The sequence below is a fragment of the Methylomonas methanica genome, assembly GCF_001644035.1.
In the GTDB taxonomy this organism is placed as follows: Bacteria; Pseudomonadota; Gammaproteobacteria; order Methylococcales; family Methylomonadaceae; genus Methylomonas; species Methylomonas methanica_A.
Window position 1 is genome coordinate 1 of sequence record NZ_LUUG01000122.1, and the last position, 22,162, is coordinate 22,162.

22 protein-coding genes are annotated in these 22,162 nt (G+C 53.5%); 12 read left to right on the forward strand and 10 right to left on the reverse strand.

What is annotated here, in order from left to right:
• Together A1332_RS26595 and A1332_RS21910 are read right to left on the reverse strand one after the other, a co-directional pair.
• A partial coding sequence (locus A1332_RS26595) for a SulP family inorganic anion transporter (RefSeq protein ID WP_197491502.1) occupies positions 1-161 on the reverse strand: 161 nt, incomplete at its 3' end.
• On the reverse strand, positions 158-343 hold the full coding sequence (locus A1332_RS21910) for a hypothetical protein (RefSeq protein WP_064010534.1): 186 nt from the start codon (positions 341-343) through the stop codon (positions 158-160). The genes A1332_RS26595 and A1332_RS21910, both read right to left, overlap by 4 nt.
• Before the next feature lie 467 nt (positions 344-810).
• Between A1332_RS21910 and A1332_RS21920 the strand changes: the two genes are divergently transcribed.
• The 6 genes from A1332_RS21920 to A1332_RS21950 all read left to right on the forward strand — a co-directional run bounded on the left by A1332_RS21920 (position 811) and on the right by A1332_RS21950 (position 8,010).
• Positions 811-2,019, forward strand: a complete 1,209-nt coding sequence (locus A1332_RS21920) for an efflux RND transporter periplasmic adaptor subunit (RefSeq protein WP_231890383.1) — start codon at positions 811-813, stop codon at positions 2,017-2,019.
• Positions 2,016-3,953: a MacB family efflux pump subunit gene (locus A1332_RS21925; protein WP_064010536.1), complete on the forward strand. Its 1,938-nt coding sequence runs from the start codon at positions 2,016-2,018 to the stop codon at positions 3,951-3,953. The genes A1332_RS21920 and A1332_RS21925 overlap by 4 nt, the downstream gene beginning before the upstream one ends.
• A gap of 253 nt (positions 3,954-4,206) precedes the next feature.
• Complete coding sequence (locus tag A1332_RS21935) at positions 4,207-5,601, forward strand: efflux transporter outer membrane subunit (protein ID WP_064010595.1); 1,395 nt, start codon at positions 4,207-4,209, stop codon at positions 5,599-5,601.
• Between the two features lie 116 nt (positions 5,602-5,717).
• Positions 5,718-6,188 carry a hypothetical protein gene (locus tag A1332_RS21940; protein ID WP_231890384.1) on the forward strand — a complete coding sequence of 157 codons (471 nt, stop codon included), beginning with the start codon at positions 5,718-5,720 and terminating at the stop codon, positions 6,186-6,188.
• 102 nt (positions 6,189-6,290) lie between these two features.
• A complete protein-coding gene (locus A1332_RS21945) occupies positions 6,291-7,169 on the forward strand; it encodes a hypothetical protein (protein WP_064010539.1) in 879 nt (292 codons plus the stop codon).
• A 610-nt stretch (positions 7,170-7,779) separates the two neighbouring features.
• Entirely contained in the window at positions 7,780-8,010 is a 231-nt protein-coding gene (locus A1332_RS21950) for an addiction module protein (RefSeq protein ID WP_064010540.1), read from the forward strand.
• A gap of 115 nt (positions 8,011-8,125) precedes the next feature.
• Here the strand turns inward: A1332_RS21950 and A1332_RS21955 are convergent, their stop codons facing one another.
• The 3 genes from A1332_RS21955 to A1332_RS21965 form a co-directional block, all read right to left on the reverse strand.
• Positions 8,126-8,650, reverse strand: coding sequence for an REP-associated tyrosine transposase (locus tag A1332_RS21955; protein ID WP_064010541.1), 525 nt, complete (start codon positions 8,648-8,650; stop codon positions 8,126-8,128).
• A 76-nt stretch (positions 8,651-8,726) separates the two neighbouring features.
• Entirely contained in the window at positions 8,727-9,272 is a 546-nt protein-coding gene (locus A1332_RS21960; protein WP_064010542.1) for a uracil-DNA glycosylase family protein, read from the reverse strand.
• 71 nt (positions 9,273-9,343) lie between these two features.
• Positions 9,344-10,108 carry an exodeoxyribonuclease III gene (locus tag A1332_RS21965; protein WP_064010543.1) on the reverse strand — a complete coding sequence of 255 codons (765 nt, stop codon included), beginning with the start codon at positions 10,106-10,108 and terminating at the stop codon, positions 9,344-9,346.
• Positions 10,109-10,190: 82 nt separating this feature from the next.
• Here A1332_RS21965 and A1332_RS21970 point away from each other — a divergent pair, with 82 nt between their 5' ends.
• Positions 10,191-11,594 carry an amino acid permease gene (locus A1332_RS21970; RefSeq protein ID WP_197491532.1) on the forward strand — a complete coding sequence of 468 codons (1,404 nt, stop codon included), beginning with the start codon at positions 10,191-10,193 and terminating at the stop codon, positions 11,592-11,594.
• Positions 11,595-11,767: 173 nt separating this feature from the next.
• On the opposite strand, the gene A1332_RS21975 is transcribed toward A1332_RS21970, so the two are convergent.
• Complete coding sequence (locus A1332_RS21975; RefSeq protein ID WP_064010544.1) at positions 11,768-12,256, reverse strand: TlpA family protein disulfide reductase; 489 nt, start codon at positions 12,254-12,256, stop codon at positions 11,768-11,770.
• A 623-nt stretch (positions 12,257-12,879) separates the two neighbouring features.
• On the opposite strand from A1332_RS21975, the gene A1332_RS21980 reads away from it, so the two are divergent.
• The 4 genes from A1332_RS21980 to A1332_RS21995 all read left to right on the forward strand — a co-directional run bounded on the left by A1332_RS21980 (position 12,880) and on the right by A1332_RS21995 (position 17,765).
• On the forward strand, positions 12,880-15,414 hold the full coding sequence (locus A1332_RS21980; RefSeq protein ID WP_231890385.1) for a TonB-dependent receptor: 2,535 nt from the start codon (positions 12,880-12,882) through the stop codon (positions 15,412-15,414).
• A 398-nt stretch (positions 15,415-15,812) separates the two neighbouring features.
• Positions 15,813-17,054 carry an amidohydrolase family protein gene (locus A1332_RS21985; protein WP_064010546.1) on the forward strand — a complete coding sequence of 414 codons (1,242 nt, stop codon included), beginning with the start codon at positions 15,813-15,815 and terminating at the stop codon, positions 17,052-17,054.
• Positions 17,055-17,122: 68 nt separating this feature from the next.
• Positions 17,123-17,359 carry a FitA-like ribbon-helix-helix domain-containing protein gene (locus A1332_RS21990; RefSeq protein WP_064010547.1) on the forward strand — a complete coding sequence of 79 codons (237 nt, stop codon included), beginning with the start codon at positions 17,123-17,125 and terminating at the stop codon, positions 17,357-17,359.
• Positions 17,346-17,765 (forward strand): type II toxin-antitoxin system VapC family toxin, encoded by a 420-nt coding sequence (locus tag A1332_RS21995; protein ID WP_064010548.1) that lies wholly within the window; start codon positions 17,346-17,348, stop codon positions 17,763-17,765. The genes A1332_RS21990 and A1332_RS21995 overlap by 14 nt, the downstream gene beginning before the upstream one ends.
• Here the strand turns inward: A1332_RS21995 and A1332_RS22000 are convergent.
• The 4 genes from A1332_RS22000 to A1332_RS22015 all read right to left on the reverse strand — a co-directional run bounded on the left by A1332_RS22000 (position 17,762) and on the right by A1332_RS22015 (position 21,120).
• Positions 17,762-18,679 (reverse strand): class I SAM-dependent methyltransferase, encoded by a 918-nt coding sequence (locus tag A1332_RS22000; protein ID WP_082879830.1) that lies wholly within the window; start codon positions 18,677-18,679, stop codon positions 17,762-17,764. The two genes, A1332_RS21995 and A1332_RS22000, sit on opposite strands and share 4 nt — an antisense overlap.
• 109 nt (positions 18,680-18,788) lie before the next feature.
• Positions 18,789-19,577 (reverse strand): 4,5-DOPA dioxygenase extradiol, encoded by a 789-nt coding sequence (gene ygiD / locus A1332_RS22005; RefSeq protein WP_064010549.1) that lies wholly within the window; start codon positions 19,575-19,577, stop codon positions 18,789-18,791.
• 34 nt (positions 19,578-19,611) lie between these two features.
• Complete coding sequence (locus tag A1332_RS22010; RefSeq protein WP_064010550.1) at positions 19,612-20,493, reverse strand: pirin family protein; 882 nt, start codon at positions 20,491-20,493, stop codon at positions 19,612-19,614.
• A 27-nt stretch (positions 20,494-20,520) separates the two neighbouring features.
• Positions 20,521-21,120 carry an FMN-dependent NADH-azoreductase gene (locus A1332_RS22015; protein WP_064010551.1) on the reverse strand — a complete coding sequence of 200 codons (600 nt, stop codon included), beginning with the start codon at positions 21,118-21,120 and terminating at the stop codon, positions 20,521-20,523.
• A gap of 103 nt (positions 21,121-21,223) precedes the next feature.
• On the opposite strand from A1332_RS22015, the gene A1332_RS22020 reads away from it, so the two are divergent.
• Positions 21,224-22,123, forward strand: a complete 900-nt coding sequence (locus A1332_RS22020) for a LysR family transcriptional regulator (protein WP_064010552.1) — start codon at positions 21,224-21,226, stop codon at positions 22,121-22,123.
• The last annotated feature ends 39 nt before the right edge of the window (positions 22,124-22,162 follow it).

Consider the following 22,162-nt stretch of genomic DNA (forward strand, 5'->3'; position numbering starts at 1 on the left):
GCCGTGTATAGTCCCTGCTCTGGTTTGGCGCCGGAGGCTATCGCAAAGGCCATAGCCAGAGGCAGCGCCACTACGCCGACAATCACGCCGGCTAACAGGTTATTCAGCCAATGCGCTCTGGACAATAAGCCCGCGCGTCTGGCTTCAAGAATTGCAATCATTGGAAAGGTTTTTGATGTTTATCGAGGGCTCCCATGATAGCACCCGGGTTGTAGCGATTGCCGCGTGTATCGCTTATAAATCCTGAGGCTGTCGTAAAAGCTGCGATACGCAAGATGCGATAAAATACCCGCACGCCAAACCGCAGGAAACAAGTCGTGACAGCCGAATCGATCAGTACCATGTTGACCTTCCATAGGTTTGTGAGCGTACCCTACATCTACAACTGGACTTTGAGACAAGCCAAATCATTGTTGGAATACAGCCGGTTTGATGCCATTGGTCGGTGCCTACTCAATGGCTCAAATAGGCCGACTGCCCGAAACCACGAAAGGCTGCTTCGTAGGAGCGAAACCCGAAAAACGATGTTTGGACTTGTGGCCGCCTTGGAGAAATATGAATGACGGGTGAGGGTCGAACTGTAGCATTAAGACTGTGGATAAAATAAACAACCCATCTTTACCAAGCTTTACCTTTCCAGTATTGCCAATACAGATACCAAAGCATAAACTCCCCTCAGGCTTGGCGGACGGCTGGAGCTAGCGCTCAGGCACTCCGCAAGCCATATCCTGCTATCCGCTGTCGAAGCCATCGCCACTACTGCTGGTCGGGAAACTATCCGTAATCCTAAAGTAGCCATTGATTAGTGCCATGCCGCAATCTCCCGATTCATCGTTAAACCGCCGACGTCTGCGCTGGCTTATCGTGTTTGTGCTGGTTATAGCAGTCGCCGTTGGCGGCTGGTATTTTTTCAAACAGCCCAAAAATGCCGATCAGGACCACGTCGATAGTGTTGAAGTGACCCTGGGCGATCTGGAAGAAAACGTCACTGCCCAAGGCAAACTAGAGCCAAAGGAATACGTGGATGTCGGTGCCCAGGTGACCGGTCTTTTGCAGAAAATTTACGTTAAAATTGGTGACGACGTGCAGACCGGCCACTTGCTGGCGCAGATCGATCCGCGGATCTACGCTGCCCGAGTCGCCGCTGGCGAAGCCAATATCAAGAATTTGCAGGCGCAACTGACCGGTCAACAAGCGCAAGTGGTGTTTGCTCAACAGCAATACGACCGCAACCGCGAGTTGTTGCAAAACAAGGGCATCAGCGTCCAGGATTTTCAAAATAGCGAGTTCACCTTAAAAAACGCCAAAGCCACTGCCGAATCGCTGCAAGCGCAAATCGAACAAGTGCAATCGACCTTAAACGGCGATAAAACCAACCTGGGTTTTACCAAAATCTTTGCCTCGATGGACGGCACCATGGTTGATCAGAAAGCCCGCGAAGGCCAGACCTTAAACGCCAACCAAACTACCCCGACCATCCTGCAACTCGCCAAACTGGATACCATGACGGTGCGCGCCCAGGTGGCCGAGGCCGACGTGATGCGTTTACGTTCCGACATGCCGGTGTACTTCACCACCCTGGGTTCCGGGGAACGGCGCTGGCAAGGCACGGTGCGTCAAATACTACCGACACCGGAAGTGATCAATAACGTGGTGCTGTACAACGTGTTGGTTGATGTCGATAACCACGACCGGCAACTAATGACAGGCATGAGTACGCAGATGTTCTTTGTGCTGGGTAAAGCCGAACAAGTGCCGCTGATTCCCGTCAATGTCCTGGGGCCGCGCCAGCGCAACCAAGATCAAGGCAACGGTCATGCTTACCAGGTAAAAGTACTGACCGAGCAAGGCCCGCAAGACAAAATCGTGCAAATTGGCTTGAGAACCCGCCGCTTCGTGCAAGTACTGGCAGGGCTAGCGGCAGGCGACCGGGTGCAAATCGCTGCCGGCAAAGAGGATAAATCCAAAAACCGCAAAAAAGACCAAGGCTATCCCGGTGCCGGGGTTCCCAGACTATGAGCGCCCGGCCCCTCCTCGAACTTAAACATATTCAACGTTTTTACCCCAACGGCGACAGCATCGTCCGCGCCTTGGACGATGTATCGCTGACCATCTGGCCTGGCGAGTTTGTAGCCATCATCGGCCAGTCCGGTTCCGGCAAATCGACGTTGATGAATCTGATCGGCTGTCTGGATAAAGCCGACGTCGGCAGCTACCGGGTGTTAGATCAGGACGTTGCCGATTTAAACCCGGACCAACTGGCGGCGCTGCGCCGAGAAAGTTTTGGCTTTGTTTTCCAGCGCTACAACCTATTAAATACCGCCAGCGCCGCCGAAAACATCGAAATCCCCGCCCTGTACGCTGGCCTAAATAAGCCCGAGCGCCGGCAACGCGCCTTGCAATTGCTCGCCAAACTCGGTTTGGCGGACCGCAGCGAACAGAAGCCGATGCAACTCTCTGGCGGCCAGCAACAACGGGTCGCCATTGCCCGCGCCTTGGTCAACGATCCGCCGGTCATCCTGGCCGACGAACCCACCGGCGCGCTGGACAGCCAGAGCGGTATGGAAGTAATGGCTTTACTAAAAGCCCTGCACCAAGAAGGCCGCACGATTTTATTGATCACTCACGACGACAAAGTCGCCGCGCACGCACAACGCATCGTCACTATCGCCGATGGCAAAATCGTCAGCGATGGCGTAGCCAATCTCAGCGGCCAATTGCTGCCCCCCACCGTGCATCGCGGGATCGGCGCGGCCGGTCTGCTGGCCGAACTCGGCGAGGCCGCGAAAACCGCCTTGCGCTCACTGCGCGCCAATTTATTCCGCACCGCGCTGACCTTATTAGGCATCGTGATTGGCGTTGCCGCCGTGGTCACCATGCTGGCGGTCGGCCAGGGCAGTCAGGAAAAAGTACTGGAACAGATGCGGGCCATGGGCACCAACGTCCTGTCTATCCGCCCCGGCATTACCGGCTTTCGCGGCGGCGGCGATATAGCCACCTTGATGCCTGCCGATGCCGATGCCATCGCCGAACTGGACAATGTGCTGTGGGCCTCGCCGGAACGCACCAGCCGCATGACGGTGCGCTACGGCAATGTCGATTACGCCACCAGCGTGCAGGGCGTGGCCTCCAGCATGCCGCAAGTGCGCGACTGGCCCTTGGGCAGCGGCGACTTTTTTGACGAGCGCGACCAACGCCGCTATGCACCGGTGATGGTGCTGGGCGAAACCGTGCGCAAGCTGTTGTTTGTAGACGGCGAAGATCCGCTGGGCCGCTATGTAATGATCGGCAACATCCCATTCGAGGTAATCGGCGTGATGTCCAGCAAAGGTGCCGACGCGATGGGTACCGACCGCGACGACGCGGTGTTCGTGCCTATCAGTACCGGTTTGATCCGCTTGTTTGGACAAAAGTATCTGGGCGGGATTACCGTGCTGGTCAAGGATGTCTCCATAATCGACACCACCCAGCAAGCGATCAGCGACTTGCTGATTGCCCGCCATCAGACAGAGGACTTTCGGATTCGCAACATGGCCTCCATCATCGAATCGGCCACCGAAACCCAGAATACCTTTACGATGATGCTGGGCATCGTCGCGGCGATTTCCTTGCTGGTCGGCGGCATCGGTGTGATGAATATCATGCTGGTCAGCGTCACCGAGCGCACCCGCGAGATTGGTATCCGCATCGCCACCGGCGCTCGCCGCCGCGACATTTTGCTGCAATTCAATACCGAAGCCGCCGTGGTTTGTACCCTCGGCGGCTTGATGGGCGTGCTACTGGGTTTCGCAGCGGGCTATATTCTCAAGTATTTCGAGATGGCGGTATTGTTTTCACCACTGCCGGCAATCTTGGCGTTTTCCTGCGCCTTCGGCACCGGCTTGCTGTTTGGTTATTTACCGGCGCGCAAAGCCGCCCATCTGGACCCGGTCGTGGCCTTGGCGGCGGAATGAGTAAATTTATTAACCCAGGCTTTCGGGAATTTCAAAATACTCAAAAAGGCTCCTTCTCCCTCAGGGAGAAGGTTGGGATGAGGGAATTAAATCAACAATTTACATCCCTCACCCTAGCCCTCTCCCTGAGGGAGAGGGTATTTTTAGAGGTTCCCTTAAATGCCTGGGACTCGTCACTCCGGCGCATACGGGAGCCCAGTTATCAAACTGGATTCCCGCTTTCGCGGGAATGACGCCCAATCTGGACTCAAGAATGAGATTAATCAAGCCTGTTAGCTTGCTATTTGCCGGCGCCGTGCTGTTGACGAGCGGCTGTAATTTATTGACAGACTACCAACGCCCCGTCGTCGAAACCCCGGAGCAATGGCACCAACCCGCGCAAACCGCCTCGGCTACCGTCGATCCGCGATGGTGGCAAGCCTTTGCCAGCGATCAACTCAACCGTTTGATGCGCGAGTCTCTGGCCTACAACAACGACCTGGCCGCCGCCCAGCAACGCGTCGCCCAAGCCCGCGCCCAAGCCAAAATTGCCGGCGCCGGGTTGTGGCCCGCCGCTTCCTTGAGCGGCGATTTCAGCGACAACCGGAACAACAGAACCGACAGCCAACAAAGCAGCGGCCAAATCGATATTGCTTACGAAGTGGATTTATGGGGCGCCAACCGAGCCAGACGCGATGCCGGCACCGCATTGATGCTCAGCCAAATCTTTGCACGCGATGCTTTGCAATTGGTGGTAATGGCCGATGTCGGCCAGGCGTATTTCAATCTGTTGGCGATCCAGGAACGTCGGCAAATCGCCAGCGATTTTCTCGACACCGTCAACGCGATTTTGACCATCATCGAAGCCCGGCAACGCGCCGGCGCGGCTTATGAACTGGAAGTGGCGCAACAGCGCACAGCACAAGCCAATGCCCGCGCCAGCCTGGACTTATTGATGCAACAGCAAACGCTGGCGGAAAACAGCCTGGCGATACTCCTCGGTCATCCGCCGCAACATCTGGCCCTGGAACCCGCGCGTTTCGTGGACCTTGCCGTGCCCGGCATTGCCGCCGAGCAACCGGCCACGCTACTGCAACGCCGGCCGGACATCGGTCAGGTGGAAATGCAGTTGATCGCTGCCAATTCCGACATCGCCGTAGCGCGCGCCGCGTTTTACCCAAAACTGCAACTAAGCTTGGGCAGCGTATTAGCCAACCCGCAACCGGCGGGTGTCGCGGCGACGCTGGCCGCCGGCCTGACCCAACCCTTGTTTCAAGGCGGCCGTTTGGAAGGCGCATTAAGCAACGCACTGGCCGCAAATGCGGAGTTAGCGGAAACCTATCGGAAAACCGTGCTGACCGCATTCAAAGAAGTCGAAGACGCCGCCGCCACCTACAACAACTCCAGCCGCCGCCTCAGCGCCCTAGAAACCGCCGCCGCGCAAGCCCGTTTGGCTTACAACATCTCCCAAGAACGTTACCGGCTTGGCGCCATCGACTATCAAGCCTTGTTAAACACCCAGACCACTTATCTCAGCACCGAAAACAGCCGGGTGCAGGCCAGGCTGGATGTCCTGGTCGCCCAGGTGCAGTTGTATAAAGCCTTGGGGGGTGGTTGGTCGTTGAGCGAGCAGAATACCGATTTGTCGGACTTGGCGCCGGGGCCTTAGTCGAATTAGAATGGGGAGCAATGCCCGTTGGTTATAGCTCCCTACGCGGGCTGCGCATTTGGGTTCCCTACTCTGGTGCTCCGGTGCCGGTTACTTTTACGTTAGCTTTCACTTTCATGCCCTACTATCGCGTGGACAAACGACCTTTCTCGGTCGGAGACAAAATCACAACGGCCAAGGACTATTACGGCCGATTCACTGGCGCGGCGAAAGCCGTCGAGGACTTTCTGGAAGAAAGTCGGCCTGGCTCCAAGACCTGTCGAACCAACTGCTTATTCGTATTCTGTGACGAACAATGCGCTAAGAAGCATTGGTCAAAGATGTCTAATGGAAAGCTATACCACGTCGAAATCTATGAAGATTCCATCTGCCACCGTGGTGATATGGCACTGATGGATCGTATGAAAGAATTGGTGGAGGAAGGGAAATCCATTGAAGAGTTGGCTGGCGCTTACTGGCGTAGCGAATGCTCCTCAGCCCCAGAAATTGAAATCATGGTGGAATCGGCCTTCGTTATAGAGGTGCTATCGGTCTCCGACGCTGAACGGCTTGCTTATCTCAAAGAGCGGTGGGGAATTGGCCGGTGAAATCTAACCTTTCGTTCGAGGCGACCAGCGCGATAAGCCGCGCAAGTCGCTTCAACTCCACGCTATGCGGCTTGGTATCGAGCGCAATGAAGGCATCCAAAGATGACTGCGGCACATCTTGAATCGAAGCGCGTGAAGACGTTCCGCTTGGGAATCGCTAAGAAAATCCCGAAGTTTCCAAACGACAAAGCGACGCTTCAGGGGCTGGAGACGTCATCGTTAGCTTCACTCTTAATCCACTACAATAACTGGGCGATCCGTTATGTATCGCCCCGCCCTAGGACGGTATCGATTGAAGCTACGGCGTCCGGAGATCCCCGATGGTCAACATTCGCCAACAAAATTGCAGCCTTCCTCGACAAAGTGAGGATTGGAGAAAACCTTACACCGCACCTCTCTTTAGAGCCCCATACGCGAGGCTATACACCAGCCTCGGCGCAAAAAAAACCGGATGTTGATCGATGGGCCGACAAGGACTTCTTGCTGAATGTGATGGGCTACCACCATTTCCACCTTGGGCAGCAAGTTCATCCAAACGGATTTGCCGCACGGACCGACGACCTAATTTTCGCGAGGGTTTCTCGTGATCATTTCTCCGTCATTGCTATTTTTGACCACTCAGTGTTCAAGAGGTCAGAAGACCCGACTGCGGCAATGACAAAAGAACGAGAAAGACTTTGGTCGGTATTTGATAGGCACTCATCCAGAGGAATGACGCCTGGTTCCGTATATATCCCTTCTATGATTACTACTTCCGGACATTCAATGCACGTTGTGCGCATGGCGGACGACTATGCTCGCGTAGTTCGTGAAATCGACCCAATGCTCGATGACGTTAAATTTGTCAAAGGACTTTACGACCCAGCAGGACTACCATGCCCAAAGACGCCTAAGCTCAAATGGCATCTCAACTACCTTGACTTGGGGTTGCTCGACACGGCGTCCAACACGCTCTTTGTATTGCGGTACGGTCCGAATTAACGCAAGGCCTTAAGGCGCAATAACCAACGGGCATTGCGCCGGATTTTAAGCTATTGGGAAAAGGGATCAACTCGTTAACGTGCGCTAAATCCTCGCGAAAAGATGCTGCCGTTGGGCGCATCGATCACGACCGTTGCGCCTCGCATAGCTCGGCACAACCTATTTTTTACTGCACACCTGTATTGTTTCTGGAAAAGTGACAAGGAGGGTTTTCAATGCGAAAACGTGCGCCAAATAGGATGTGCCGACGCTAGGAGGCGCATCTGTCGAGTTACTCGAGACCTTTATTTTCCGACCTTTCACTCTTCCCCCAATTTTGTTAATACACACCCTGTTTCACAAGGCCGTAAGGCGCAATAACCAACGGGCATTGCGCCGAATTTTAAGCTTTTGGGAAAAGGGATCGGTTTACTTATGGAAAGACATCGCACGAGGTCTTGCAATCACGCATCTTGAGTAACATCGCGCTGAACCGGAGAGCGGTTGCAACGCACCTTTATTTTTCAGCTTTCTGTGCCTCGCTCGGTCAGCTTTACATTGGCGACCAAACCAAGACAACTGGCAACGCCAAGCGTAAAATACCTTAGCCTCAGCCAAAGGAGTATTCACCATGTCCGCGTTACTAGTCGAGTTAGAGAAACAAGCATGTTCACTTTTGCCTGAAGAGCGAGCACATCTTGCTGAGGTTCTTCTTGAGTCACTACATGACTCTCCTCTATCCGAAATCGAAACAGAGTGGGAACGAGAAATTGAGAAGCGCACCGCCGCTTTCGACAGGGGGGAACTAGAGACCTATCCGGCAGAGGATGTGTTTTCTGAAGCAAGGCGCATGACTAAGTGAAACGAGCACGTTTTGTCGCAGAAGCTCGCCAAGAATTTCTTGCTGAGGTCGCTTATTACAACGAAGTGCAAGTCCGTAAGGCGCAATAACCAACGGGCATTGCGCCGCATTTTAACTATTCAAACTCATACAAATCTCCACCAGCTCCAGCCCAATCTAATGGATAAATTCCGCGCTCTACCCAGCGTGGAAAGGTCGAGTATGGCCAATCTTTTACTTGTTTTACCCAGCCATGTTTCACTGGGTTATAGTGGATATAATCCAGATGCGCTTTAAAGTCAGCTTCATCGCGTATCAGGTGCTCCCAATAACGCCGTTGCCATATTCCGCGTTCTCCCCGCTTTATTCTTACGGTCGATCTCAGTTCGGTTTTGGGTATTACCTTGGAAAATCCGATTTTTATCAACCGTATCCGAGTAGCGTAGTCGATGTCGTTTTCCGGTAATTCGATTAAACAATGCATGTGTTCCGGTAATACCACCCAGCCGTGAATGTTGAACGGGTGATTAGTTTTTACCGTTTTGATGGCATCCTTTAACGGTTGAATATGCCGCACCAAAAGATCGTTACCCTTTCTTTGTAACAAATTGATAGTAAAAAAATAGGTCCCGCCAGGGCGCCAAACTCTTCGGTAATCCATTTTTTTTATTTCAATAGTAAGTTCATCGCTTGCGGCGCAATGCCCGTTGGTTATTGCGCCCTACGTTGGCTGACCATCAACGCCCTAACACTTGTCGCCAGGCTGCATGCTCCTGAATGGTTGCCAGTGCCGCTTCCAATAAACCGGCGCCCGGCTGGGTGCGATGCCAGGTGGAGGCGCCGGAGGGATGCGGCAGCGGGATGACGTCGGTGTCGTGGCCTTCAAACTTCAAGCGATGCAAGCCGCCGATGACATCGCTGAGTTTGTCGACCGGCAGCATTTGCTGTATCGCCAGCTTGCCGACCGGGATGATCAACTTGGGCTGTAACAGCTCTACTTCCGCTTGCAGCCAGGCCGCACACTGTTCGATTTCCTGCGGATTGGGCACGCGGTCGCCGCCTTTGGGATTTTTGCCCGGAAAGCAGCGGCACACGGCCGCCATATACACTCGCTCCCGAAAACTGGCTTCGTCCAGCCCGATCTGGGCAAACCATTTGAACATCGTCTTGCCCGCCGTCCAAGCAAACGGGCGGCCCAGCGCGCCTTCCTTGTCGCCCGGTGCCTGGCCGATCAGCAAGATGGGCGACAACACCGGCTTACCGCTGACCACCGGGCGGACCATGGCCGGGCATCGGCTACAGGCCAGCAGGGTTTGACGATGCTGCTCTATCAGGTATTGGCGGTCGCTAAGGTTCAAAGCGCCAGCTCGATGCCGACCGGACAATGATCGGAACCGGTCACGTCCGGCAGAATAAAGGCATCCTTGATCTGACCGGTCAAGGCCTGACTGGTCAGTACGTAATCAATCCGCCAACCGATATTGTTTGCGCGGGCATTGGCGCGGTAGCTCCACCAACTGTAGGCCACGGTATCAGGGTGCAGATGGCGGAAACTGTCGACTAGACCGGCGGCGACGAAGTTGCTGAAGCCATCGATCTCGACTTGGGTATAGCCGGCAGACTTGTTGTAGTTGGCTTTGGGCCGGGCAATGTCGATGGCTTGATGGGCGACGTTGAAATCGCCGCAGGCAATTAGCGGTTTTTTGCTTTGCAGCTTTTGCATGTACGCCAAAAACTCTTTGTCCCAGGTCTGCCGATAATCCAGTCGCGCCAGGCCGTCGCCGGAGTTGGGCACGTAGACATTCAACAGATAAAACGTTTCGAATTCCGCGACGATGACCCGGCCTTCTTGGTCGTGCTCGGCGATGCCCATGTCGTGCACCACTTGCAGCGGTGGCTGCCGGCTCAATATTGCCACGCCGGAATAACCCTTGCGGTCGGCGGAATTGCTGTAAAGATGGTAGCCATCCACGCCTTCAAGGGCTTTTTTGACTTGATCGTCCTGGGCCTTGGTTTCTTGCAGTAGGACGCAATCGGCATCGAGCGCGGCCAGCGTTTCGGTAAAACCTTTAGTTTGCACGGCACGGATGCCGTTGACATTCCAGGAGATGATTTTCATAGACGATTCCGTTTGAATTGGCTGAAGTAGCCGGGTATTTTAGCGGCTTGGCAATTGCCCAGCCACAAAGGAGATCCGGACCGTGAAAAACTGGCGCACACGCAAGCCTTGGTCGTCGCTGAATGAGGTGGCCACGGAACATCGATTGAACGCAGCCTTGAGTTCGCCCCATCTAATTGCGCTGGGCGTGGGGGCGATTGTCGGCACCGGCATTCTGACCTTGATCGGGGTTGGCGCCGCCAAAGCCGGGCCGGCGGTGATTTTGGCGTTTATCATCGCCGGCGTGATTTGCGCCTGCGCAGCCTTGGCTTATGCGGAAATGGTCACGCTTATGCCTGCCGCCGGCGGCGCTTACACCTATGCGTACATCGTCATCGGCGAGTGGGCGGCCTGGTTTGTGGGTTGGAGTTTGATTTTAGAATATTCGCTGGTGGTCAGTGCGGTAGCGGTCGGCTGGTCCGGTTACGCGGCGCCACTCTTGCAGGAAGGCTTAGGCGTGCCGATGCACTGGATGCAAGGCCCGGAACTGGGCGGTCTGATCAACCTGCCGGCCATTTTTATCATCCTGGTCGTCACCGCGCTGTTGCTGATCGGCACTAAGGAAAGCGCCAGCGTCAATGCCTTATTAGTGGTAGTAAAACTCACCGCTTTGCTGGTGTTTATCGCGCTGGTTTTGCCGCTGTTGAACTTCGCCAATTTCCAACCCTTCATGCCGTTTGGCTTTATCAAAACCCTGGGCGCGGACGGCCTGGAGCGCGGGGTGATGGCCTCGGCGGCCATCATCTTTTTTGCCTTTTACGGCTTTGATGCGATTGCCACTGCTGCGGAGGAAACCCGCAATCCCGACCGCGATTTAGCGCTGGGCATTGTCGGTTCCATGCTGATCTGCGTCCTGATTTATGTCGTCGTGGCGGTGGCGGCGCTGGGTGCTTTGGACTATCAGCGCTTCGCCGACAGCCCGGAGCCCTTAGCGCTGATTTTGCGCGAGTTGGGCAAACCCAACGCCGCACGCTGGTTGGCGGCATCCGCGGTAATTGCTTTGCCGACCGTGGTGCTGGCGTTTTTCTATGGGCAAAGCCGGATTTTCTTTGCGATGGCCCGCGACGGTTTGTTGCCGCGCGGTCTGGCCAAGGTCTCGCACCGCGGCATGCCGGTGCGCACCGTGTTATTTACCGCCGTCATAGTCAGTATTATCGCCGGCCTATTTCCCTTGGCCGAGATCGCCGCACTGGCCAATGCCGGCACTTTGCTGGCCTTTATCACGGTGTCGGTCTGTATGCTGCTATTGCGGCGCAGGCAGCCGGGAATAGTTCGGAAATTTTCCGTGCCGTTTGCCCGGATCACCGGACCGATTGCGATAGTCGGCTGCCTGTATCTCTTTATCAGCCTACCGAGTACCACCCAACTGCACTTTCTGTTCTGGAATTTGATAGGGGTTGCGGTGTATTACTTGTATGGCTCGCGGCAAACCGCAAAGACGGGCTAATACCTGCCTTTGCTCTGATTCAGTAGGTATGGAGGGGACCTCTGAAAATTAAAAAACCTCCTTCTCCCACCGGGAGAAGGTTGGGATGAGGGGAATAAAATCAATTATTTACATCCCTCACCCTAGCCATCTCCCGGCGGGAGAGGGAGATCTTTATAGCGTCCCTAGAGACATCACATCTTCAACTTGCTGAATTGCGCCTCGAATTCTTCCAGCGACATCGCCCCGCTTTTTCCCACGCGCTGATGGCCGGCATCGAAGAAATAAGTTCTGGGTAATTCGCCATACCAGGCCGGATCGATTTCGTAACGCAATTTTTCCGGATTATCCGAGGCGAATGCCCAATTCTCCAGCCCGCCCAGTTTGTGACTGTCGATGATGCGCTTGATCTCCGGCAAGGCTTCCGCATCGTCAGTGGCTAACATGACGATTTTCAAAGCCGGATGTTTTTCGTGCAGTTTACCCAGTATGTCCATGTCCTTTAGGCACGACGGGCAATCCACCGACCAGATCGCCAGCATTAAAGGCTGATGGGGGCTTGCAGTTAAAATCTGTTGATAGCTGCCGGGGATGAAGGGTTTTATCTCGACCTGATCCGCCAAAACCGCATTACTGCCAATTAGGTTTAAAGCTAGACCAACCAGAATGGTTCTTATGTTCATAGTATCCTTATTAAATTCTCTGCGAGTTCAGGCCGATTATCGGCATCAAAATCAGCAGGCACCATAACGCCAGTTAGTAGTACATTCAAGCCTAAACGGAAGTGGCGACGACAAAGTTGATGTCGTCCAAATTCAACCTACGGAACATAGTTATTTAACATAGTTTTATTATTCTGTTTCTACATGCCTGACCCTTTATGACTAAGTACTGAATACTTTCATTGCTCAAGCCGTTCAATCCTTTCCTAACCCAGCGCTCACATTAAATTATTGAATATTTTGGAACTATCCGGCATCTTTTAAACATCTCGTTCGGTTAAAGAGTATGCATCCCAGAGATAGCGGTTCGAAATAACGAGGCGTATCACTCAAAAAAATCTAAATAATCTGTCAAATAACACAGTTTATTAAAAATAAGCCGCGACCAATAATTTTTTATTAATGAAATCAAGGCCATTTAATCTTGGCCCCAATCTTGCCGGAATTTCGGAATGTTTTTTATCCGGAAAACCTGTTGGCTATCAGCATGATCAAGCTCTGAAAACCGCTCACAGCGATTAGATCAGAAGGCTAAAACAAACTTAGCAATAATCCAGAAATAATAATTACAACCGAGATTACACGTGAAAAATCAATCCGAAACTCTTGAGAAATCCGCATCTTATAGATTGCCAATGCGTTCTTTACTGTCTACTGCTGTTCTTCTGGCAATTACCAGCAATTTAGCCATCGCTGAAACACAGAAGAAAAGTACTGGCAACACCACTAAACATGCGGCAAAAAATGCAGAACCTTCCAAGTCAGCGGACCAGTCCATTGCTAACGATAGTCAAACAGAATCTAAACAAGTGTTGCCGGAAAGTACAGCCGTGGGTAGTAGCACCAAAGACGAGGTGATGGAAGAAATGGTGATCACCGGTGAAGTGGCGAAAGACTCGCACTTCACCTCGCCGTCAACCCGCCTGTCACGCGCGGAAATTGAACGGCAAAATGCCCAAACCACCGAAGAAGCCGTCAAGTACCAACCGAGCTTACAAATTCGTCAACGCTACATTGGCGATCCTAACGGCGTGTTGGGCATACGCGGTGCTGACATGTTCTCAACGGCCAGAAACATGGTTTACGCCGATGGTTTACCGTTACACAATCAGTTGCAGGCTTCTTTCAACGGCGCACCGCGCTGGTCGATGGTGGGCCCAAACGAAATCGACGCGGTTGACGTGGTATACGGGCCATTTTCCGCAGAATACAGCGGTAACTCTATTGGCGGGGTGGTAAACATCAAAACCCACATGCCTATGAAAGAAGAGTACTACGGAGAAACCAGCTACTTCGTGCAACCTTGGGAAAATATCGGCGCTGACGGCGGCACCTTTGACGGCAATCGGCAATATTTCTCGTACGGCAATCGCCTGGATAAGTGGTCTGCACTGCTCTCCTATAACCGCCTGGAAGCGGAAAGCCAGCCGATGAGCTATTTCATCGACAATACCGGTTTGCGTAATCCTACTGGAGTAACGACAGCAGTAAACGGCGCGGTACCGACACTGGACACCCGAGGCACGCCCAGTTACATTTACGGCGACACTGGACCTGAATTGGTCAATACCGACTTGGTTAAACTTAAAGTTGGCTACGACATCACCCCGGATTTGCAGGCTATTTTTACCGGCGCATTCGAAGAACGTACCCGCAAATCAGAAAAACCGCGCAATTATCTGACCTCTGCAAACGGCAACGCCTACTACGGCGATAATACTACTGACAGCAACAACAGTACTCGTGATGCTGTATTCGCTGGCAGAGCGTTCAATGTTCAAAACACCGGCTTTGGCCCTTCAGACGACGAAAGGCAAACCATGCAAATCGGTATGCAGCTTAAAGGGGCTATCACCGATACCTGGGACATCGACACCACTTTCAGTTATCTGGATGTCATAAAGGACGAACGTCAATCAGCGTTTTTCTCACCTGATGACCCCAGAAATCGAAACTCCGGCCAATTGCAAGTATTTGACGATTTCAATTGGAAGAATTATGACTTGAAACTAAGTACCCGGGAGTTTTTAGGTTGGAAACCCTTGGAGTTTTTAGGCGGTTACCACTTTGACAACTACAACATGAATTTCAAGCAGTTCTCCTATGCCAGCTATTCAGCCGATCGGATTGGAGCAGAAGATTTAACTAGACGTAATCAAGGCGAAGTGACTACCAATGCGATGTTCGGCCAGTTCGCCTATCACTTTGCTCCCGACTGGGATTTGACCTTGGGCGCGCGTTACGAGTGGTGGTTGGCTTCCAGTGGTGTGGGTCGCGGCCGGGATTTGCCGGATCGCAGTGACGATGCAATTTCGCCGAAAGCATCTTTAGGCTTTGAACCAGCCAATTGGAAATTCCGCTACTCTTTCGGCCGTGCTTATCGTTTTCCGGTCATCGCGGAGATGTATCAAAACTCCGTGTCTCCAACAAGCGTAACGACCGCGAATGAAAACTTAAAAGCCGAGGACGGCTGGCATCACAACTTCATGATCGAATACGGATTGGACAACGGCTATGTGCGAGTCAATGTGTTCCGGGATGACATACGCAACACGATCCAGCAAGTCCGCCGCGCATCGGGCGTTTTTACAGAGAACGGGTTTCAAAACATTCCTGCTACCAGCACCACCGGCGTAGAATTGGTATACGACCAAGCTCGGGTGCTGGATTCTGACTTCGATTTGAATTTTAACGCCACTTGGATGAATGCCATCGTGGAAGATGGCGGGCCAGACCTCATCTTCACGGAAGCGAGTGGCTCACCCACCCGTTACAATCTGACCGGAAAAGAACGGATTCGACTACCCGAATGGCGCTTCAATGCCCTGGCTACCTATCACATCAGTGAGGCTTGGGACACATCAATGGCCGGCCGCTACACCAGCGACTCGTACAACGATATCGACAACGGCGACCACGTTAACAACGTATTCGGCTCTCAGGACGGATTTTTCTTCCTGGACTTCAAAACCAGTTACCGCTTCAAATACGATTTGCTAGGTAAGCCCGCGAAAAGCCGAATCTCATTCGGTATCAACAACCTTACCGATAAAACGGCTTATGTGTTCCATCCTTATCCACAAAGAACCTTCTTCCTTGAAGGCGCGATAAGTTTCTAGTGATGAAAACGGCCAGTATCTATGACGCCCAAATCTTTCTGATTTGGTTCGCGTACTTAAGATACTGGCTCAGGTAATCAGCGAGTTTAATAACGGAAATGTACTCCGGTACATTTCCGGCCGAGAACTACCCGGAAACCCCAGCGTTAGCCATTTGACCAGTATTAGTTAGCAACAGTCCGAAGCCTTGCAGAAAGCTTACTTGACCATTCGGCAAGGCATCGGGCCATCCCCACCCAATATTTGCCTTATTATTAGGCGGGAATGAATAAAAACCTGCGATGCTGACAGCAACAGATTTCGGCAAAACCCACCCCCCTTCTCCCTAGCCTCTTTACAACCGGTTTGATTTTTCGGATCCTAACGACACACTCCGCTTCCGACTTAGAGAACACGCCATGAGACCAAACCACAGCACGCCAGCCGTGAGTCGAGCCCGCCGCCGCTTTCTAAAACTGGCCGCAACCGGTCTGGCAACCGCCAGCATGCCGGCTTCAGCACTGTTTCGATTAACCAATCAGTGTCTCGATCCGTCCGGGACGCCGGCCTCGGCCCTGGAAACGACCGCCTGGCAAGGCATCAATCCAGCTGACTGGTGGGATTGCCATACCCATATTGTCGGCTCCGGCGACGGCGGTAGCGGCATCACGCAAACCCCGGACATGCACGCGCCGTTAAAGCACCCAGTGCAAACCCTGCAACATTGGGCCTACGCCAACGCCGCCTGCATCCCCGATTCCGACCAAGACATCGCTTTTGTAAAACGTCTGCGCGCACTGATGGACACCACGCCAAAGGGCGCCAAGGCCATGTTGTATGCCTTCGACCGTGCCCATGGCGCCAGCGGCGACCCGGATCATGCCAATACCGCATTTTTTGTCCCCAACGAATACGCCCAAAGTTTGGCGCAGGCCTATCCGGAGCGCTTCGAATGGGTGGCCAGCATCCATCCTTATCGTCAGGATTGCGTGACGGTACTGGAAAAAGCCGTGGCGAACGGCGCGCGCGCAGTCAAATGGCTGCCGCCGGCGATGGGCATTGACCCGGCTTCGCCGCAATGCGACCGGTTTTATAAAGCGGCTGCACAATTGAACATACCGATCATCACCCACGGCGGCGAAGAGAACGCGCTGCACGGTGCCGACCAACCTTTGTTCGGCAATCCGTTGCGTTTGCGGCGGGCTCTCGATGCCGGCGTCCGGGTCGTGATCGCCCATTGCGCGACTTTGGGCACCGATGTGGATGAAGACGGTCGGGAAGTCAGAAGTTTTGATTTGTTCGCCAAGTTGATGGCCGATAAACAATGGCAGGGTCGGTTATTTGGCGATATTTCCGCGATTACCTTGCGCAATCGTGACATGGCAGTGATCAAAACCCTGCTGACGGAGACAGCCTGGCACAGCCGCTTGCTGTATGGTTCGGATTACCCCTTGACCGGGATTTTGCCTTTGATCTCGCCCGAGGCTTTTGCCAACGTCGGCTTGCTGGCGGAAGACGCCGTGGAACCGTTGCTGGCCCTACAGGAATATCACCCCTTCCGCTTCGATTTTGTGTTGAAACGCAGCCTGGCCTGGCAAGGCAAGCGTTTTGCGGATGGCATCTTTGCGACTCGGCCGTTTTTTACGGGCCAACAACGTTAGAGTTAAAAAACTACCGCTACGCCAAAGCGCGTGCTAGCATTGATAGCACCACGCCCTTGGAGTTCGCTATGCCCAGCCTCGTTGTTAGAAATCTTGATGAAACACTGGTTAAGGCTTTGAAAGCCAGAGCTGCCGCCCACCATCGTTCCACAGAAGCAGAACATCGCGCCATTCTGGCGGAGGTTTTGACCGGGCCGCAACGGAAATCTTTTACGGAAGCACTAGCCGCCATGCCCAATGTCGGCTTGGATACTGACTTTCTGCGTGTTGATACCGAGAGCGACTTGGCTGATGTATTTGATTGACACGAATGTGATTAGCGAAATCCGCAAAGGCAGCAAGACAAATCCGGGCGTTAATCAATTCTTTGCAGGCGTCGCCCAAAATGATCACAAGCTGTATATTTCTGTCGTCACCGTCGGTGAATTGCGGCGCGGTGTGGATCTGATTTATCACCGCGGCGATTTTAGCCAAGGCGAGTTACTCGAGAACTGGCTAAACCAGCTTATGCAGGAATATCGCCATCATGTCCTGCCTATCGACACCGAGATTGCACTGGTTTGGGGGAAAATGCGCGTACCAAATCCTCAACACCCATTGGATAAATTAATCGCTGCTACGGCGTTAATTTACGATCTTACCGTTGTCACCCGGAATGTTGGTGACTTTGCCGGCACAGGAATTCGGGTCCTCAATCCATTCACGGATTAAACCGTCGCCCGCAACAAATTGCCGTAAAACAAGGCCTTGCCGGTTTTGCTCTGCATCCAGAGTTGTTTTATTTCGATTTGGTTTTTAGCAAAGCATGGGGCGGCGGTGTTGGCCAAATCCACCAATTCCACTTTCGGCGAGTAAGTATTCAGGATTAGAAACCCGCCGGGATTCATCAAGCCGCGCGCCGTTTCGATCAAGTCGGCCAGCTGATTTTCCAGTTTCCATTTTTCGCCCTTGGCGCCCAATCCCCAGGCCGGCGGGTCCATAATGATACCGTCGTAGCGGTTGCCGCGTTTCGACTCGCGCTTGGCAAATTTCAAGGCATCTTCCAGCACCCATTGGATGTCGGTCAGCCCGCTACGCGCCATGTTGTCGTTGGTCCAATCCAGCATTTGCTTGACCGAGTCCACGTGCACCACCTCCGCGCCATTCGCCCGCGCCACCAATGAGGCCGCGCCGGTATAAGCAAACAGATTCAACATTTTTTGCCCTGGCTGCAAATGTTCAGCGATAAACTTCCAGTTAGCCTGCTGCTCCGGAAATAAGCCGACATGTTTAAATTTGGTGAGTTTCAAGCCAAACTGCAATTGCTCGTAAACAATTTGCCAGTGGTCCGGTGAATTAGGCTTCAGACTTTTCCAGCTACCTTGGGTGGATGATAGCTCTACAAACTCCCAATGCGCCCTATCCTGCCATTCTAGCCATGACCAACCCGGCTTGAACTGCGCTTGAATCTCCGGACGGATGGTTATCACCTCGCCCCATCGCTCCAGCTTTTTACCGTCACCGGCATCCAGTAACTCGTAATCGGGCCAGCTAAGCGCGTATTCCCGATCTTCATTTCCAGAAATTGCTACGCTACTAGCTGGTTTGCTTGCAGATGATTGGCGGTGAAGTTGGTGGTTGGACATAATGGTGGACAGATGGAGAGGCTAGTTAAGCCGGCAATTTTATTCGCGAATGCAGCAGCACACCAACACTAACGGCGAATAAGCTAAGCAGAAACATCGTTTCGCCCCATTAACCTAATTGGACAGATAACATGGCTATGGCGCCCAGCGTAGTTTTGTCGGTAAAAAAACTCAGCTTATCGCCTTCGTCTTGCAAACCCAGGAGGTACAGCAAGGGCAGAAAATGCTCGTCCGTAGGAATAGCCAAAGTTGCATCGCTTAACTCGCGGTATTTGATTAAAGCGCGGTGATCGCCTTCGGCAATCAATCGTTTAACCCGTTCGGCAAACGCTACAGCCCAGTCATGAGCGGTATCTCGCCAAATCGCTGCCTGCAAGTTATGCACGATGTTGCCGCTGCCGACGATCAACACGCCTTCGTCCCGCAGCCAGCGTAACGCTTTGCCCAGTTGATAGTGCTCTTCCGGCGACTTATTCCTATCCAGACTGAGTTGTAAAACAGGAATGTCGGCATTCGGAAACATATGGCACAAAATCGACCAGCTGCCATGATCCAGACCCCAGTCCTGATGCAGCTGGATAAATGGCATCTGGGCCTGAATCTTAGCCGCCAATGCGGGGCTGCCTGGCGCCGGATAGACAAAATCGAATAAGGCTTGCGGAAAGCCGTAAAAGTCGTGGATGGTCCTCGGTTGCGGCATTGCGGTAACCCAAGTGCCCTTGGTTTGCCAATGCGCGGAGACAGATAAAATGGCCTTGGGCCTGGGCAGGCTTTGTCCCAGCGCCGCCCAAGCTCGACGGAATTCGCTCTCTTCAATTGCATTCAGCGGGCTGCCGTGACCGATGAATAAGGCCGGCATCCTAGGCAAGTTGCGGTTGTCAGGCTTGGCCGAATTCATCGTCTCTACTCCCATGAAAAGGTTTTGTTTGCTCCTAAGCGGCTGCGTTAAAGCGACCGGTCTGGTAATCGTCTATGGCTTGCTCAATCTGCTCGCGAGTATTCATTACAAACGGCCCGTGTTGCACGATAGGCTCGCGTAGCGGCGCGCCGGCCACCAATATCAAGCGGCTGTCTTGCTTGGCTTGCAAGATTACCCCATCTGCGGACGCATCGTTGTTCAGAACCGCCATGCGTTGCGCGGATACCGACCGCTCGGCCACAGCCACTTCGCCGTGATATACATAGAAAAAAGCGTTGTGGCCAACGGGCAGAGACTGGCTGAAACTAACGCCAGCCGATACATGCACGTCCAGAAATAGCGGTTCGGTATCAGGCCGTTGAATTGCCCCCGCTGCGCCATGGCTACTGCCGGCTATCACCCGCACCTTCACGCCATCAGCCGTGACAAATTCCGGAATCTGTTCGCTTTGCACGTCTTTGTAACCCGCCGACTGCATCTTCTCGGCGGCAGGCAGATTGATCCACAACTGAAAGCCTTCCAGCAAGCCGTCTTTTTGCTCGGGCATTTCCGAGTGAATAATCCCGCGCCCGGCGGTCATCCATTGAATGCCGCCGGTTTCCAACAAGCCTTGATGACCGGCATTGTCGCTATGCCGCATCCGCCCGGCAATCAAATAGGTCAAAGTCTCGAAACCCCGATGCGGATGGTTGGGAAAGCCGGCAATGTAATCGTTAGGTTTATCGCTGCCAAAGGCATCCAGCATCAAGAACGGATCGAGCCGTTGCTGTAAGGCCTGGCCGAGCACGCGGGTCAATTTCACGCCGGCGCCATCCGACGTGGCGTGACCCACCACCAGTTGTTCGATAGCGCGCGAATGCTGAACCACATCAGCTTTAACGATCTCTGCGTTCATCACTAATCTCCTATAAAAGGTTAAGGCTCAGGCCGCCAACGCGGCGATTTGGCTAGCGGCGGCTTGCAAGGCCAGTTGTTCGGCATCGCCGCCCATCGCCAAACCTTCCGCGTAAATAAAGGTGACATCGGTCATACCCAAAAATCCCAAGACGGTACGCAAATAAATACTTTGGCTGTCGGTCTCGGTGCCGCTGTGTTTGCCGCCGGCGGTTTGGATGACATAAACCTGTTTGTTTTTCAGCAAGCCTTCCACGCCGTTTTCGGTGTATTGAAACGTCACTCTGGCGCGGGCGACGGCGTCTATCCAGGCTTTCAGTTGCGCCGGGATGCCGAAGTTATACATCGGCGCGGTCAGTACTAAAATATCGGCTTGTTGAATTTCGCTGATCAAGGCATCGTCGAGCGCCACCCGTTGCGCTTGCGCCGGGCTGCGTTGCTCGGCGGGCGTGCTCAAGGCGATTAAAGCCGCTTCATCCAGCAATGGATGTGGGGTTTTCGCCAAGTCGCGCACGGTCAATTGTGCGGCCGGCGCTTGCTGAAGTAAGCCGGCTACCAAGTTGTCAGCCAGACGGCTGGAATAGGCATTTTCGGCGCGGATGCTGGAGTTAATTTGCAGAATATTCATTTAAGTCTCCCAAATGTTTTTGACGTTGGGTTCACTATACGCCTCGATAATATTGGGCAGAAGACCGGAAAATGGATAACATTGTTCCACTGGAGGAACAATAATGCAGATAGAACCCAACGACCTGTGGCTATTCGCCAAAATCGCCGACGCCGGCAGCTTTTCCAAAGCCGGCGAATTACTGGGCTTACCGAAATCGACCTTGTCGCGACGCATCAGCAATCTGGAAAAACAGCTGGGCGAGCGCTTGCTGCAACGCACCACCCGGCAACTCAATCTGACCGAACTTGGTTTGCGCTTGCTGCAACATGGCCGGCAAGTCAGCGAGGAAATCGAAGGGGCGATGGCGCTGGCGCAGCACCGGCAAATTCAGCCCAGCGGCGTGCTGCGCATCTCGATGCCCAACGATTTTGCCAATCTATTCTTGGCGCCGCTGCTGGCCCAATTCAGCGACACCTACCCGGCGATAGCCTTGGAGATCGATTTATCCGCGCGGCGGGTGGATCTATTAAGTGAGAGTTTCGATCTGGCGATCCGGATGGGCGATCTACCGGACGACGCCACATTGACGGCCAAGCGGCTGAATCTGCAAACCTGGGGCTTGTATGCCTCGCCGCAATATCTGGCAAAACGCGGCACACCTGAGCACCCCGAAGCATTATTAGCACACGATGCCCTAAGCCTGCTGGCCGGCAATCGGGAAGCGCCGGCCTGGCAATTGACTAAGGGTGAACAACAATGGCTGGGCACGCCACCGGTGCGGATCAAGGCAAACTCGCCGGAATTATTGGTCAAACTGGCCACGCAGCATCAAGGCATCGTCGCCGCGCCGGACTCCTACGCAAGCACTTCCGTGTCGAACCAGGAACTGGTGCGGGTGTTGCCGGAATGGTGTTTGCCGCAAACCACCGCCTGGTTGGTGTTTCCGGGCCGGCGTTTGATGCCAACCAAAACCAGGGTGTTTATCGATTTTCTGGAGACTAACATTAAAGCGTTTGGTTAAAGTATGTGGGATTGTTTTTACGCCGCAATTAGAGCAGAA

Bases quoted from the DNA above. Each gene is read 5' to 3' on its own strand.
- A1332_RS22020 (WP_064010552.1), top strand. From the start codon at position 21,224: ATGCAGATAGAACCCAACGACCTGTGGCTATTCGCCAAAATCGCCGAC.
- A1332_RS21925 (WP_064010536.1), top strand. From the start codon at position 2,016: ATGAGCGCCCGGCCCCTCCTCGAACTTAAACATATTCAACGTTTTTAC.
- A1332_RS21965 (WP_064010543.1), bottom strand. From the start codon at position 10,108: ATGAAAATCATCTCCTGGAATGTCAACGGCATCCGTGCCGTGCAAACT.
- A1332_RS21975 (WP_064010544.1), bottom strand. From the start codon at position 12,256: ATGAACATAAGAACCATTCTGGTTGGTCTAGCTTTAAACCTAATTGGC.
- A1332_RS21945 (WP_064010539.1), top strand. From the start codon at position 6,291: ATGACTGCGGCACATCTTGAATCGAAGCGCGTGAAGACGTTCCGCTTG.
- A1332_RS21990 (WP_064010547.1), top strand. From the start codon at position 17,123: ATGCCCAGCCTCGTTGTTAGAAATCTTGATGAAACACTGGTTAAGGCT.
- A1332_RS21995 (WP_064010548.1), top strand. From the start codon at position 17,346: ATGTATTTGATTGACACGAATGTGATTAGCGAAATCCGCAAAGGCAGC.
- A1332_RS22000 (WP_082879830.1), bottom strand. From the start codon at position 18,679: ATGTCCAACCACCAACTTCACCGCCAATCATCTGCAAGCAAACCAGCT.
- A1332_RS21920 (WP_231890383.1), top strand. From the start codon at position 811: ATGCCGCAATCTCCCGATTCATCGTTAAACCGCCGACGTCTGCGCTGG.
- A1332_RS21950 (WP_064010540.1), top strand. From the start codon at position 7,780: ATGTCCGCGTTACTAGTCGAGTTAGAGAAACAAGCATGTTCACTTTTG.
- A1332_RS21955 (WP_064010541.1), bottom strand. From the start codon at position 8,650: ATGGATTACCGAAGAGTTTGGCGCCCTGGCGGGACCTATTTTTTTACT.
- A1332_RS21935 (WP_064010595.1), top strand. From the start codon at position 4,207: ATGAGATTAATCAAGCCTGTTAGCTTGCTATTTGCCGGCGCCGTGCTG.
- A1332_RS21910 (WP_064010534.1), bottom strand. From the start codon at position 343: ATGGTACTGATCGATTCGGCTGTCACGACTTGTTTCCTGCGGTTTGGC.
- A1332_RS21940 (WP_231890384.1), top strand. From the start codon at position 5,718: ATGCCCTACTATCGCGTGGACAAACGACCTTTCTCGGTCGGAGACAAA.
- A1332_RS21960 (WP_064010542.1), bottom strand. From the start codon at position 9,272: ATGGTCCGCCCGGTGGTCAGCGGTAAGCCGGTGTTGTCGCCCATCTTG.
- ygiD (WP_064010549.1), bottom strand. From the start codon at position 19,577: ATGAATTCGGCCAAGCCTGACAACCGCAACTTGCCTAGGATGCCGGCC.
- A1332_RS22010 (WP_064010550.1), bottom strand. From the start codon at position 20,493: ATGAACGCAGAGATCGTTAAAGCTGATGTGGTTCAGCATTCGCGCGCT.
- A1332_RS22015 (WP_064010551.1), bottom strand. From the start codon at position 21,120: ATGAATATTCTGCAAATTAACTCCAGCATCCGCGCCGAAAATGCCTAT.
- A1332_RS21985 (WP_064010546.1), top strand. From the start codon at position 15,813: ATGAGACCAAACCACAGCACGCCAGCCGTGAGTCGAGCCCGCCGCCGC.